Source organism: Novosphingobium resinovorum, assembly GCF_001742225.1.
In the GTDB taxonomy this organism is placed as follows: Bacteria; Pseudomonadota; Alphaproteobacteria; order Sphingomonadales; family Sphingomonadaceae; genus Novosphingobium; species Novosphingobium resinovorum_A.
In genome coordinates this window covers 66,268-80,906 of sequence record NZ_CP017075.1, presented here as the reverse complement: position 1 = coordinate 80,906, position 14,639 = coordinate 66,268, and the positions used below count along the sequence as shown (strand labels likewise).

General features: G+C 68.5%; 8 protein-coding genes. 4 read left to right on the top strand and 4 right to left on the bottom strand.

What is annotated here, in order from left to right:
* Positions 1–33: 33 nt before the first annotated feature.
* A complete protein-coding gene (locus tag BES08_RS00275) occupies positions 34–546 on the bottom strand; it encodes an Lrp/AsnC family transcriptional regulator (RefSeq protein ID WP_069707361.1) in 513 nt (170 codons plus the stop codon).
* Positions 547–599: 53 nt separating this feature from the next.
* Between BES08_RS00275 and BES08_RS00270 the strand changes: the two genes are divergently transcribed.
* The 3 genes from BES08_RS00270 to BES08_RS00260 all read left to right on the top strand — a co-directional run bounded on the left by BES08_RS00270 (position 600) and on the right by BES08_RS00260 (position 3,402).
* Positions 600–1,502 carry an EamA family transporter gene (locus BES08_RS00270; protein WP_069707360.1) on the top strand — a complete coding sequence of 301 codons (903 nt, stop codon included), beginning with the start codon at positions 600–602 and terminating at the stop codon, positions 1,500–1,502.
* Positions 1,503–1,583: 81 nt separating this feature from the next.
* Entirely contained in the window at positions 1,584–2,552 is a 969-nt protein-coding gene (locus BES08_RS00265) for a 2-hydroxyacid dehydrogenase (RefSeq protein WP_069707359.1), read from the top strand.
* A complete protein-coding gene (locus BES08_RS00260; protein WP_069707358.1) occupies positions 2,536–3,402 on the top strand; it encodes a kinase in 867 nt (288 codons plus the stop codon). The genes BES08_RS00265 and BES08_RS00260 overlap by 17 nt, the downstream gene beginning before the upstream one ends.
* On the opposite strand, the gene BES08_RS00255 is transcribed toward BES08_RS00260, so the two are convergent.
* The 3 genes from BES08_RS00255 to BES08_RS00245 are packed head-to-tail and all read right to left on the bottom strand — an operon-like array spanning position 3,344 to position 11,797.
* Positions 3,344–5,278, bottom strand: coding sequence for a gluzincin family metallopeptidase (locus BES08_RS00255; protein ID WP_069707357.1), 1,935 nt, complete (start codon positions 5,276–5,278; stop codon positions 3,344–3,346). The two genes, BES08_RS00260 and BES08_RS00255, sit on opposite strands and share 59 nt — an antisense overlap.
* Positions 5,275–7,629 carry a caspase family protein gene (locus BES08_RS00250; protein WP_197524409.1) on the bottom strand — a complete coding sequence of 785 codons (2,355 nt, stop codon included), beginning with the start codon at positions 7,627–7,629 and terminating at the stop codon, positions 5,275–5,277. Before BES08_RS00250 ends, BES08_RS00255 begins: the two co-directional genes overlap by 4 nt.
* Positions 7,630–7,639: 10 nt before the next feature.
* The gene (locus tag BES08_RS00245) at positions 7,640–11,797 is read right to left on the bottom strand and encodes a hypothetical protein (protein WP_069707355.1); all 4,158 of its coding nucleotides are present in this window, start codon (positions 11,795–11,797) and stop codon (positions 7,640–7,642) included.
* A gap of 390 nt (positions 11,798–12,187) precedes the next feature.
* On the opposite strand from BES08_RS00245, the gene BES08_RS00240 reads away from it, so the two are divergent.
* Positions 12,188–14,635 (top strand): hypothetical protein, encoded by a 2,448-nt coding sequence (locus BES08_RS00240; protein WP_069707354.1) that lies wholly within the window; start codon positions 12,188–12,190, stop codon positions 14,633–14,635.
* The last annotated feature ends 4 nt before the right edge of the window (positions 14,636–14,639 follow it).

Genomic DNA, 14,639 nt, shown 5'->3' with positions numbered 1-14,639 from the left:
CATTCCCCCAAATCGTCACTGCGAGCGCAGCACTCAAAGCGGCAGGCCGGCGCGCAACGGGTCGAACCGCACGATCTCGCGCAGGCTCACCAGTGTCTCGAAATCCCGCACGTTCTCGTCGGAGGCGAGCACGTCGTCGGCGAAGCGCTGGTAGGCCTCGATCGTCGGCACGCTGACCATCAGCAGGAAGTCGGTGCGCCCGGTCACGTTCCACGCCCCTATCACTTCCGGGCAGCGGTCCAGCCTTGCCGCGAAGGCCTGCTCCATGCGCAGGCCCGACTGGTTGAGTTCCACCAGCACATGGATCGTGATCGCCGGTGCCAGCCGCGCGGGGTCGATCAGCGCGACGTCGGCGACGATCACCCCGGCCGCCCGCAACCGGCGCATGCGGCGTAGCACCGCGCTCTCCGAAAGACCGACCTGCGCGGCGATCGTGCGGGCGGGCGCCAAATTGTTGCGCCTGACGATCGCGATGATTCGCCGGTCGAACGCGTCGATATCGACTGTTTCCGCCACAATTTCTCCCAAGATGACGAATTCCATCATCTCATGCCGAAATTCGCCAGCCTTCGCCAGATGTGGCAGGATATATCGGCGCCATGAACACCCTGTCCGCCTCCGCCGGTTCACCCCCTTCGCCGCTCCTGCGCGCCGCGCCCTATGTCGCGCTTGCCTGCTCGATCCTGGCGTTCTGCGTGGGCACGTCCTACGGTAAGCAGCTGTTTCCGGCGGTCGGCGCGACGGGTGCGATCGCTTACCGCGTGGGCTTTTCCGCGCTGATCCTGCTGCTGCTCTTCCGCCCTTGGCGCGCCCCCCTGACCCGTGCGGACCTGGTTGCGACGATGCGCTACGGCGCGGTGCTGGGACTTATGAACCTCAGCTTCTACCTTGCCATCCGCACGATCCCGCTCGGCCTCGCCATCGCGATCGAGTTCCTCGGGCCGCTGACCGTCTCGCTGCTCTATTCGCGCCGTGCCGGGCAGTTCGCGATGGTCGCCATGGCGGCCGCAGGGCTGGCGCTGCTGCTGCCGCTCCATGCATCGCCCCATGCACTGGACCCTGTCGGCGTCGGCTTCGCGCTGCTGGCGGGGCTGTGCTGGGGGCTCTACATCGTGTTCGGCAAGAAGACGACGCACCTCCCCGGCGGTCAGGCCGTGGCCCTGGGCATGGCGACCGCAGCCGTGGTCGTCGTCCCCATCGGCGTGGTCGAGGCGGGCAGCGCCCTGCTCGCTCCTTCGCTGATCCTCCTCGGGCTGGCCACCGCCGTGCTGTCCAGCGCCGTACCCTATTCGCTGGAGATGATCGCGCTCAAGCAGATCCCGGCCAACCGGTTCGGCGTGCTGATGAGCCTGGAACCCGCCGTCGGCGCCCTCGCCGGAGCCGTCCTGCTGGGCGAGCATCTGCTGCCTGTCCAGTGGCTGGCCGTCGCGCTTGTGGTCGCGGCCTCGGCCGGATCGGTGCTGCTGGGCGATGCCAAGGCAGAGCTGCCGACCGCACAGTAGGGTTTGACCTCGGCTCCATCGACCGCCTAAGCCGCCCTACGACGACGGGCGACGACAACGGGCAAGGATGGTTCGCGGATCATGCAGGCGACTTCGCAAAGACCGAAAATCCTGCTTACGCGGCGCTGGCCGGAGGCGGTAGAGACCCGCCTTGCCGCGTCCTACGACGTCACGCTCAACGCCGCCGACACGCCGCTGACCGAAGCCGAACTGGCCGAGGCGATGCGTACCCATGACGCCTTGTGCCCCACCGTCACCGACCGCGTGACGCGCGCCGTCCTGACCGTGCCGGATCGCCGCGTGCGGATCGTGGGCAACTATGGCGCGGGCTTCGAACACATCGACATCGCCGCCGCGCGCGAGGCGGGGGTTGTCGTCACGAACACGCCCGACGTGCTGACCGAGGCCACCGCCGACATCGCCATGACCCTGCTGCTCATGGCCAGCCGCCGTGCGGGCGAAGGGGAGCGGGAACTGCGCGCCGGGCACTGGACCGGCTGGCGGCCGACGCATCTGGTCGGCCAGTCGCTTTCGGGCAAGCTGCTCGGCCTCGTCGGCTTCGGGCGGATCGCGCGGGCGACCGCGAAGCGCGCCGAGGCCTTCGGCATGCGGATCGCCTACCACAGCCGCCGCCCCGCGCCCGACATGCCCGCCGACGCATACTTCGCGGACCTCGGCGAACTTGCGGAGCGCGCCGACATGCTCTCGCTCCACGCGCCGGGCGGGGCGGAGACGCGGCACATGGTCGATGCGGCCCTGCTCGCGCGGATGCCCGCCCATGCGGTGCTGGTGAACACCGGGCGCGGCACCCTGATCGACGAAGCCGCACTGGCCGAGGCTCTGGCCGAACGCCGGATCGCGGCGGCCGGCCTCGACGTCTACGAGGCGGAGCCGCGCGTCCATCCTGCGCTGGTCGATTTGCCAAACGTGGTGCTCCTGCCGCACCTCGGCAGCGCCACGATCGAGGCGCGCACAGCGATGGGGATGAAAGTCGCCGACAACCTGGGCCGCTTCTTCGCCGGGGAGCCCTTGCTTGACCCCGTCGGCTGAACGCGTCGCCGGAGCAGCAAGGCACTGGCTGGAGGCGCCGCGCCACGGCCCGCTGATCCTCGGCTTGTGCGGTTCGCAAGGGTCGGGCAAATCGACGCTGGCCGAAGCACTGAAGTCCGCTCTGGAAGCGGAAGGGCGGCGGGTGGCGGTGCTCTCGCTCGACGATCTATACCTCGGCCGGGACGCGCGTGCGCGGCTTGCCCGCACCGTGCACCCTCTCTTCGCGACGCGCGGCGTTCCCGGTACGCACGATACGGCGCGCGGTGTCGCCCTGATCGACGCCATCCGCGCGGGAGAGCCCGTCACCCTGCCCCGCTTCGACAAGGCGCGGGACGAACCCGCGCCGCAAGGCGACGGCGTTCCCGCCGATCTCGACCTGCTGATCTTCGAAGGCTGGTGCGTGGGCGCTCGCCCGCAGGACGCCGGTGCGCTGGCCGTGCCGGTCAATGCCCTTGAGCTTGAGGAAGACCCGCAAGGCACGTGGCGCGGTCACGTCAATGCCGCGCTGGCCGGTCCCTACGCCGATCTTTTCGCGCGCATCGACCGCCTTGTGCTGCTCGCCGCGCCGGGCTTCGAGGTCGTGCGCGGCTGGCGCGGCCAGCAGGAGGACGCCCTGCGCGCCCGCGAAGCCGAGGGCACGCAGGTCATGGACGAGGCCGCGCTCGACCGCTTCGTCCAGCACTACGAACGGCTGACCCGGCACATCCTCATCGAAATGCCACAGCGCGCCGATCTGGTGCTGCGTCTGGCGGCCGATCGCAGCCTCGTGTCCGCCTTCCAGGCAGAACGCATCACCGCATGCACAGCCCCCGCGCGACGTCGGGGCGCAGTTGCCAGCGGCCCTGCTTGAGCAGCCAGCTGCGCGCGCCTTCCTTGCTGACGGCGTAACCCTCGATGTCCTCGCGGCGGCCTCCCCCGCCTATGACGGCGCCCGCCTGCTGCGGCTCGATCGCGCAGGACATGAGCCGCCCGGCGCTGTCGTAGACCAGGCTGGCCCCGGTGGCGCCCATGAAACCGCTGGCGTCCCGATCGGTGAAGCTGCGGCAGACGACTTCGAGCACGGTGCCGAACTCGGTCATGCCGCCGGGGCCGGGCCTTGCGAAGCTGCGCAAGCCGACGATGTCGGCGCGAGTCTCGCTGCCCGCGCCTTCGAGGCCCAGCAGCGCCTGCCACGCCGCTGCTTCCTCGCCGTTCATATGCGCGGCGACGCGCGCCGCCTGAATCGCGGCGATGTCGAGCGACAGCAGGTCGCCCGGATTGCCCTGGAACGCGGTCTGCGCGAAGCTCAGCATGGCGAGATCGAAGGCCGCCACATCCTCCGGCGTGTTCTCCGGCAGGGGCCACGCCAGCTGTTCCTCGGCATAATGCAGCCCGTCGCTCGGGAAGATGCGGTGGTGACGGAACGCTTCCATCCACGCGACGCGGATGTTCTCGTCATCCACCGGCACGAGGCGCATGTCGGCCGAGATCACCGCACGCAGGAAAGTGAAGAAGGTGATGCCGAACGGCGGCGCATAGTCCAGCGCGCGGATCAGCATCGACTGGAACATCTGCGCCGTCTTGCCCAGCCGCGCGGCGATCTCCTGCGCCAGCGCGGGCGACAGGGCGCCGCGCGGGAGGATGCCGCTGCCGTTGGTGGCGATGGCAATCAGCCCCTCGATCCGCGCGCCGGCGACTTTCTGGAACGCGCGGTAGACCGCCTGCACCAGCACGTTGCCAAGCTGGTGCGGCTCGTCGCCGATCTCCGGGCTGTCATACAGCAGGTCGCCGATCAGCGGGCGCAGCGTCGCGCCGCCGCCCGCCGTCTCGGAGAACGTGCGGGCCAGCGATCCGAGCACGCCCAGCCGCTCTATGTCGCCGCGCGCCTCGGTGATCTGGGCGGCAACGAGTTCGCCGTAGGAATAGCGCTGGAAGATCGCCACGAGGTCGGCGAAAGCCTCGTGGAAGGCGAGGACGTCGCGGTGGGTGGCGGTCATGAACTCGGGCTTCACCGCGTCCAGCAAGGCGTGCGTCATCTCGTGGACGATGACGTCGTGCGACAGCGCGGTGAACACCCGGCTGCCGGGGGGATAGCCCACCGTGTCGCTGCGCGCCTTGTAGTAGCCGAAGACGACGCAGGCGCGCGCCGGGTCGAACCACGCCTGCGCCTCCTCGGTCTCCCAGGGCGACAAGTGGAAGCGATCGGCGCGGGTCCATTCGCCGGTCGCCGGATCGTGCATGAGGCCAAGCACGATCTCGCGCCCCAGCGCCTTGCGGAAGGTGCCGTAAAGCTGCGAGGCGGTGGCATAGACCATCTGCGCGATGAAACGCGGATCGCTCAGCGAAGGCGGATAGCCCGCATCGGCGATGGTGACGATGCTGTTGGGCTTCATCGCGTCGATGATCGTCCGCACCGAGCGCCACTGCGGCTTGTCCTCCGACCAGACCGGCAACGTGACGGCGAAGCGGCGGCCGCGCAGGGTCTTGCCGTCGCCTGAGAACTCCAGCGGCTCGTAAGGCTCGGACACGGTGACGACCCCGCCGCGATCGGAGCGGGCGGTGGGGTCGATGGCGAATATCCGCATCCGGCGCACCATCGGCATGTCGGTCTCGGCGCCAATACCGGGGGCAGTATCGGCGGCCGGGCAGCGGTCCCTCGCCCGCTTGCGCTCGTCCGCCTCGTCCTCGGCGCTGCGCACTTCGCGCAGGACGCGGGGGGAGACGGTTATGACCACGCCGTCAGTCATGCGGGCAGGCCGAACAGCGCCTGCGCGCTGTAGAGCGCCGAGCCTTCGAGCAGCGGCTTCTGGTCCTCGCCCGCCATCTCGCGGGCAATGGCGGCGAAGACGTCCTGCGCGGTCATCCCGGCGCCCTGCCCGCGCAGGATCTTCGTCGCCGCGCGGGTGAATACGCCCGAGCCAGCCTCCTCCATCGCCGACTGCTCGGGCAGGCAGGCGCAGAAGGTGACATAGGACAAGTCCGCGCCGTAGATCTCGGAAGGGCTGGCCGCCGCTGCCCGGCTTCCGCGCGCGGCTTTGCGCGCCTCGTAAGCCTTGAGCGCGATCGCATCGGGCAGGCTGACGCTGCGTGGGCGACGGTCAGTGCGCCCGCCGAGCATCATCCGGCTCGACCGGCCGGAATGGCAGAAGTCATGGAAGCGGATGACCTTCACGCCGTCAGCCACTTTCATCAGATCGGGCCATTCGTCGTCGATGATCAGCCCGCCGTCACGCCAGTCGAGCGCCACCAGCGCCTCGTCCTTGTCATCGGCGAACTGCTTGTCCTGCAACTCGTCCCCGTCGACGTCGAGGACGCGGGTGCCGTGGGAGGAGATATGGATCATCACGCTGTCCCCGGCGCGCGCTTTGCCGAGAACCCCGCGCAGCGCCTCGCGGATCTGTCCCGCCCCGGCATCGGAAAGCACAGTGGCGGCGTAGCCTTGCTGGCGGAACGTATCGGCCCAGGTGTTCGCATCGTTGACGCAGCCGTAGAGGCGCATGCCTTCAGGGAACGCGTCGTTGCCGATGCACAGCGCGATCTTCTGGCCACCGAGCTGCACCGGCGTCGTCGCCTGAGGCGGAGGTGGTGCGACGGGCACGAACTCGGCAGGCTGCTCGAACAGCCCCGCCGGCATGCCGTAGTAGTTCGCCGCCACGATCGCCCGGCCGACGCGCGGCTCGCCCGCCGGAAAGCGCGGCTTGACCACGCCCGCATCGCCCAGCCCCAGCATCCGCCGCAGCACGTTCTCGAGCGTCGCCACGTCGTTGTCGAACCCGCCGTGCGAGCGCGAGCCCGAGGCCATCGTCGGCTTCGCGGCAGGCGCGGTGGGAGACAGGATCACCGCGTCGCGGAAAGCCCGCTTCACCTCCGGGTCGGTGCGGATGAAGTCTTCCATGCCCAGGATCGGCGTCTCCTTCTTCGGCTCGAACGCGCGGCTGACGAGGTAGAGCAGCGACTTGCGGTAGATATTGGCACAGTTGTCCGCCCGCTCCGCTTCGCGCGTCATCGCGAAGAGGCTCGCCTCCTCGATCTTCTTCTTGCCGATCAGGCTGCCGAGCGTCTGCGCGAACAGGTCGTTGGTGATTGCCGGGGCCAGCAGGTGCATCTGCTTCACCCGCAGCTTGTCGGCGCAAAGCACCGGCAGGAAGTACGCATGGAAGATCGAGCCCGCACTGTGCCCCAGCGCGAAGATCGCACTCGGCTCCTTCCATGCCGCCGCCAGCTTCTCTGCGAAGAGGCGCGCGCCGCCCCCGGTGTCGCTGGAGCGGCGGGCGCTGTCCTTCATGGCGTCCCACAGCAAGGTGCCGACCTTGCCGCCGATCAGCTCCACCGCCGGGTCGGTGGTATAATCGTAGATGTCGCGCGAGAGGGAGCGGCCCTTGCGCCGGTCGCCCTCGACGATCTGCCAGAAGGTCTCCAGCCCGCCGGTCTCCCAGATGAAGAAGACAGGGTAGATGCCGTGCGCCATCCACCAGCGGTGATAGGCCCATGCCGCCGCGAGGCCGCTGCGCTCGTCGGTCAGCCCGCCGTGGGCGTAGAGCATCAGCCTGTAGCCCTGCTTCGCCTTGTCGACGATGGCGCTGACGAGCCGGTCGAGATCCGTCTCGTGCGTCGCCATGATTCCGTCGTCAGAAAGCACGCCCTTGCGCAAGTTCACGACATGGAGCGCCAGTTCGCGCAGCTGCTCGGGCGCGCCGGTGAACGGGCCGGGATCGACGAAGACCGGCCAGGGCGACACCGCCACGGTGTCGCCACCGCGTGTCCTGGCCTCGGGCGCTTCCCCGGCCAAGGGCAGCCAGTCCGGTGCCACGACACTCGCCTTGTCCTCGGCCGCGTTCCACGCCGCGAAGTAATCCCGCAAGGCCGCGATCCGCTCCAGTTGCTCCGCGCCCGGCTCCGCGCCCTCGCGCAGCACCAGCAGTTCGACCGGCTGCCCGGGCTCCAGCCTGCGGTTGGCGCGGATCGATCCGTCGGGAAACAGCAGGTAGTGGAAGCGCTGGCTGAGCGCGGCCGAAGCCTTCAACTGCTCGGTCAGTTCCTTGACCGGGACATTGCCGACCCACTCGATCGCGAGCCAGTCCTTCTGCGCAGCGGCCATGAGCATCCTCCTAGGCATTGGCCTGTAGCGGCCGGGTGAAACGGGACAGCAGCATCGGCATCGTCGCGACGACGCCGGGAAGCAGGGTCAGCAGTGAGCCGGAGCCCTCGTGATCGAGGAAGGTGATGAGTACCGACCCCGCCGCGACCAGCAGCAGCAGCGGCACGCGCAGCACGTTCCACGCCCCGCCGCGCTGCGCGTCTTGCCGGAACTGGTGGAACCACTCGGGCTGCTCCAGCGTGCGTATCCAGTGGCCGAAGCTCTCGTTCATCAGCCGGAAGTTGGGATCGGTCTTGACCAGCCGCCGCGTCAGCAGGCTGTTGAGCACCGGGAAGTTGCTGGTGTTGATGAACTTGCCGTGCGCCAGATGGTGCAGCGTCAGATGCTCCTCCTTGCTCGAGCGCACCCATTCGCCCTGATAATAATCGCCGAGGAAGTTCGCCATGTATTCGTGGATCTGCTCACGGTAGACGTCGTTGAGATCGTTGAGCACGCCCAATTCTCCCGGAGGCATAGGCGCGGTCATGTCGTCGATCGATATGCCGAACGAGCGGATCTGGTCCTGGATGCGGTCGGACGGCACCTGGATCATCTCGCTGGCGATCGCCTCCGCCACCGCCGGATTGCGCGCCGCCCAGCGCCGCACCGAGGCACGGTTGACCGGGTCGTCGATCAGTTCCAGCAGCCGCTCCAGATTGGCGCCGCCGCGCGGCGGATCGGGCTCAGGCTCGAGCGGCGCGGGTTCGGCCAGCGTCTCGGTCCAGGTATACGTGATGAATTCGGAGAACAGCTCGGCCCAGCGGTAGGACTCGCTTTCGTTCATGATCCCGGCGCTGCCCGCCACCTCGGCCTCGCGCTTCTCGCGGTCGCGCGCCTGCCGCAGCCGGACCAGCGGCATCGTCTGAACGAAGAAGTAGACGTTGACCTCGGGCCGCGCGGTCAACTGCTCCAGCAGTGCCAGCGTCTTCACGCGCAGATCGCGGTTGGCGACGATGCTTTCGAAGCCGGTGACGATCCACGACTTGGCGGTGAGCAGCGCCATGCTCTTCTCGCCCAGCTTGCCGCGTTCGAGCGCAAGGTCGAACATCTCCAGCCGGTCGCGCGTGTCGAGCGAGTTCTGCAGCTTGCGGAATTCCCGCGTGGGATAGTTGATGAAGACGGCCTTGATCGGGCGGGTGGACTTGGTGCGGATCTGCTCGGGCGTGTGGCGCGGATGGAGCGCGCGGAAGCCGAAATGCTGCAGGCCGAACAGGTTCTGCGCCGCCAGCACCAGCAGGCGCCAGGTCAGGAACGTCGCCACGCCCATGGCGCCGACCGCCAGCAGCCAGTCGCGCAGCACCACCAGCCCCGGGCTGCGCGGCATGGTGACGAGCGAGATGCCGGTGCGCGCCTGCGCCCAGCGCGCGTAGTCGGCCAGCACGCCGAGGCGAGGGTCGAGCGGATGGTCGAAACGGACCGGATCGTCGGTCCACAGCTGCATGATCGCGGCGGCCATCTGCGAAGGCGCACCGGGCTCGGCGGCGGCATGATCGGCGACGAGCTTGCGGGCGGACAGATCGGCGGGCGCGGGCGTCTTCGCCTTGGGGGCGCTGTCGTAGAAGGGCCGCATTTGCGCGATGTCATCGGCGATTTGCGTGCGCGATTGCTGCAGCACCCAGGCATCGGACAGCGAGCGGTCGGCGCGCAACTGCCCCGCCCCCGCGCAGCACGCAGCGAGTGCGGGGATGACCGCCAGCAAGTAGATCGTCACCAGCTGATGGCGCAGCACGCGGTTGACGCGGCGCATGACGGAAGGCGGCACGAAGCCGGCAGGCGCCGCGCGCATCCGCTCCATCCACGCCGGCAATCTGACGTCGATTTTGCGCAGCGAAAACCAGTCCAGCGCCGCGACTATCCACATCGCCACCAGCAGCACCGGATAAGCGAAGGCCCGCCAGTTCGCGCCAAGGCAGCAGGCCAGCACCACGCTCGCATAGATGCCGAGCGCGGCGTAGAACACAGTCGCGACCTTGCCCCAGCCAACCGGCAGAGTGCCCCAGCTATGGTCGGCATCCTTGCGCGCCAGCAGGATCAGCAGCAGGAACAGCCCCAGCGCGGCATGCAGGAACGCCGCGTCGCCCCGCGCCAGCAGCAGCCCGGCCGCCATCAGCACCACCACCGCCAGCTGCGCCGACATGCCGCGCAGATACCACTGGTCGGCCTCGGCGCTGTGGAACGGCTCGGGATCAGGCCAGAGCTTGCGCAGCAGCGACCGCGGGTCGGTCGAGGCCATCACGCCCAGCCCCGCCGCCAGCACCAGCCCGACGCAGAGCATCGTGACCCCCGCGACGAAAGCCGGATCGAGCGCCGCCCTTTGCAGCTTCGAGCGGTCGTACCATGTCGCCACCAGCCAGTGCGCCGAGCAGGCAACGCCGATCGACATGCGTACCCGCTTGCCGCCGTAGCGCGCATCGAACGGAGCACCTGCCGTGGGCTCCGTCGCCCGGCCTTGCTGCGCAGCATCGGCAAGCCCGCAGCGCTCGTCGACCGATCCCGCGATGCGCGACAGCGTATCGACGGCGTCAAGCTGGCTGCCGAACGTCTCGTTATGCGCGCGCGCCGGATCGGAATGCTGCAGCACTTCCAGGCTGGCGGGATCGATCACCGCATAGCCGAAGCCCTCGGGCACCGGCACCGCCAGTGTCGCGGCGGGCGGCTTTCCCGACATCACGAGGTTCGCGGCTCCCGCGCGGGTCAGCAGGACCACCATGCGCGCGTCGCCGTTGGCCGCCGCAGGCACCTGGTCGATCGTGTAGGCTTGGCCCTTCCCGCAGCCGAAGCCGCCGTCAGCGCGCGTCTCCCCTTGGCGTCCGGTGCAGGGGATCACCTCCCCGGCGCGCAGGCGGCCGAAGTAGCGGCGCTCGCGAATGTCGGCGAGCGGGCGGTCCTTCGTCGGCAACTGGTCGATGATCGTGCTGCCGACCATGCTGCGCAACTGCAGCGCGGCCAGCGGCAATGGCGCCGGGTAAGTCTGCCACGGCGACGACGCCGCCCCTGCGCCCGATTGCTGCGACGAGGCCCAGCCATCCCCCCATACGGCCCTGGTATCCCGCTCGATCGCGCCGAGACTGAAGCCCACTTCGCGGTCGACGTCCTGCGCGATGGCGGCGGCGAGGCCCTGCGCCATCGTGTCGTTGTCACGCCTGAGGTCGCCCCAGAACGCGATCACCGCGCAGGCCGTCACCAGCGTCGCCACCATCAGCGGCACCGCGGCGATGATGCCGACGACGTCCATCCAGCCGAGCGAGGCATTGTGGTCGATCGAGGCCAGCTTGATCAGCGGGATCAGCAGCAGCAGCACGACCACCGAGAATCCGAACGCCGCCTTGGTGAAGGGGCTCAGATTGTTGAGCACCGCCCCTGCGCTCGGCGGATCGCCCAGAGCGCTGAGCAGGCACCGGCGCGGCGCGCAGACATAGGGGCCTTCCTCCCGCTGGATCGTCACCGGCCGTCCAAGGTCGAGCGGCCATTGGTAAACCAGCCGCTCCCGCCCGCCGATCTCGATCTTCGGGGTCTTGCCCGAAGTGTCGGGCGCGGGCACCGCGCCGCCTTCGAGCGCGGCCTTGTCCTTCGCTGCGGGCGGCTCGATGCGCTGGGGCCAGTCCCCGCGCAGCACGAGCAGGACTTCGCCGTCCGGCCCGGTGATCGCCAGTTCGCGCGCCCGCGTCTGCTCGCTGCGCCCCGGAATTACCGGGGCCTGGATCACCGACTGCGCAGAACTCTGCGCACAGAAAGGCTCGCCGTCCTCGGTCGCGAAGGCCGACATCACCGGCTTGCGGTCACGCGCCTGGAAACCGTCGAGGGTCAGGCGCAGCTTCGTCGGCGCGGTCGGCATCGCGCGGCACCGGTCCTGCGCCGCGTAGCGCACCTGGAAGCGGTCGCTCGAACTGTCGAGATTCGAACCGTCGCGCTGTCCATCCTGCGAGGCGCGCCGGGTCACCATGTCGCCAAGGTCCCGGAACAGGCTGGCCATGCGCGCCACTTCGCCGAAGTCCGCCTGTTGCCGCCGCAGCACGAGGTCCGAGCGCGCCTGGATCAGCAGCAGTCCGAAGAACAGCACCACCGCGATCGTTGTCGACAACAGCACAGCGAGCGAGCGGACGCCCGGCAGGGATGCGACGCCGGCCACGTCAGCCGATCCCGCGCCGCGACGAACCTGCAAGGCGAAACCATCCGGCCACCGGCATGCCCCTATCCGAAGACGCCCTTAAGCATTTACCTCAGGGGCGCAGCATTGTCCCAAATCCGCCGTATTTACCGGCGCTTTTCACGAACACTATTTACCGGACGCCGCAAGCCCCCAAATCATGACGATACATGCCATCAAACAGGACCGCTTAACTTCACCGAACACCGTTAACTCTACAAGCCGTTGAATATCATGACGACTATTGGTGAACTTCGGCAATCCGGAAACCATCGTCTTCTTCCATTACAAATATCGTCACTTGACCGCCCTGCGAAACGGGAGCCTCCTTGAAGGGCATAGTCAGGCAAGGTGCTGTCGAGAGGGGGGAGCATGGTGATCGCCAGAGGAATACTCCTGAGCGGATCGCTCGCGGCGTTGGCCGCCTGTCACGGCGGGCCGAAGGACGAGGCGCAGAAAGTCGGCGTACGCGACGACACGCTCGTCCAGGCGGACGAAGACTACTTCCACGAAATGGACGACGGCGTTACCCTCACCCCCGACGAAGTGAAGGGCCGCAACATGTGGCTGGTGTGGAGCGGCGGCAATGACCGCTTCTGGGACACCATGAGCAAGCCGACGCTGGGCGGCTTCGACCTGCTCAAGATCGTCGCCCCGCCGCCCGGCAGCCCCAATGCCCGGCCGACGCGCTGGAAGGTCATGGGCCTTGTCAACGAACCCTGCTTTTCCGCGCCGACGAATCCGGACGGCTACGGCCTCTGGCGAGACACGCGCGATCCGGGCTGCGCACCCGATCCCTTCGCGAATGAAAAGAAGTACCCCGGCATCCGCATCGGGGCGCGCGGGACGACGGTGCCGGTCGGCTCCTACTTCGGCGAGCCCTCGGGCATCCTCGGCCTGCGCCTGTTCCCCAATCCGGACTTCGACGAGAAGGCGAAGGCCCGCTGGGACGCGAAGCGCTATTACAGCGACGCGCGCTACTACAACGATCCCAGGCTGGTGCGCCCCTACCGCGTGGGCATGAGTTGCGGGTTCTGCCACCTCGGCCCCAGCCCGACGCGCCCGCCCGCCGATCCCGAGAAACCCGCCTTCGCCAACCTCAACTCCACGGTCGGCGCGCAGTACATGTGGGTGGACCGACTGTTCATGTGGAAGGCCGACCCGTCGAACTACATGTACCAGCTCGTCTCGACGTACCGGCCTGGCGCGATGGACACCTCGCTGGTTTCCACCGACAACATCAACAACCCGCGCACGATGAACGCGGTCTACCTGCTCGGCGACCGGCTCGGCGCCGCGCGCAAGTTCGGGCGCGAAACGCTGGCGGGCGGCAGCACGAAGAACGTCCAGTTCAACGACATCCTCGATTCCGGCCCGCTCACGCAGTATTTCGAGAAGCCTGCGACGGTCTGGACGCCGCACGTCCTCAAGGACGGCGCCGACGCGGTGGGCGCGCTGGGGGCTCTGAACCGCGTCTATCTCAACATCGGGCTGTTCTCGGAAGAGTGGCTGACGCACTTCAACCCGGTTGTCGGCGGCAAGATCATCAGCCCGATCGAGATCGCCACCGCCCGCCGCAACTCCGCCTACTGGCGCGCGACGGAGGCGGGGACGCCGCTTACCGCGCTGTTCTTCCTCAAGGCCGCGCGGCCCGATCCTCTGGCCAATGCGCCCGGCGGTGCGGGCTACCTCAAGGCGAGCCCGCAAGTGCTCCAGCGCGGCGCGATGGCTTTCGCCAATACCTGCGCGCGCTGCCACTCCAGCAAGCAGCCCGACGCGCCCGCAGGCGCTTCGCTGGTCGATGCCATCGGCCCCGACTACCTGACGCGCTTCAAGGCATGGTGGCGCTGGACCCAGAGCGAGGACTTCAAGGGCAGGATGCGCGCCCTCGTCGCGCGGCCGGACTTCCGGCAGGGCAACTACTTCAGCACCGATGCGCGCATCCCGGTGACGCTGCTGCGCACCAACTTGTGCAGCCCGCTGGCGACCAATGCCCTGCGCGGGAACATCTGGGACAACTTCTCGTCCGAAAGCTACAAGGTCCTGCCCTCGGTCGGCACCGTCGCCTATCAGGACCCCTTCACCGGAGAGGCCCGCGCCTATCGCATGCCCGCCGGAGGACGCGGCTATACGCGCGTGCCCTCGCTGGTCTCGCTGTGGTCGACCGCGCCGTTCCTGCTGGCCAACACGGTCGGCACGTTCAACGGCGATCCGTCCGTGGCGGGACGCATGGCGGCGTTCGACGACGGCATCGCCAAGATGCTCTGGCCGAACCTTCGGGAACGCGACGCGATGCTGCCCGGCGCCTGGGGCATGGTCGACCGCACGACGACGCGCAGCAAACTCTACGTGCCCTCCTCGTTCATCCCCGACGCCCCGGGTCCGCTGGACGAACAGGCGCGCAAGGCCCTGCGCTCGCTGGAGAACGCGGACGGCGACATCGAACTGGGGCCGATCCCCAAGGGAATGCCCGTGAACCTGCTCGCCTCGCTCCAGCCGCTGGCGGAAAGCCGCGATCCGGCCACCATCGCGCGCCATTACCGCGACCTCGTCGTGCTGCTGGCACAGCTCAAGAAGGGCCTGCTGACCCTGCCGCGCGGGGCCGACGACGCGGCCGTGCGCACTCACTTCGCCTCACTGCGGGGACCGTTGATGGCGCTCAACAAGTGCCCCGACTTCGTGGTCAATCGCGGCCACTACTTCGGCACCGAGGAGTTCAACCGCTATCAGCGCACCCGCGACGAGCGCGATTTCGGCCGCGAGCCTGTCCTGTCCGACGAGGACAAGCGGGCACTGGTCGAATACCTCAAGACGCTCTGAGCAG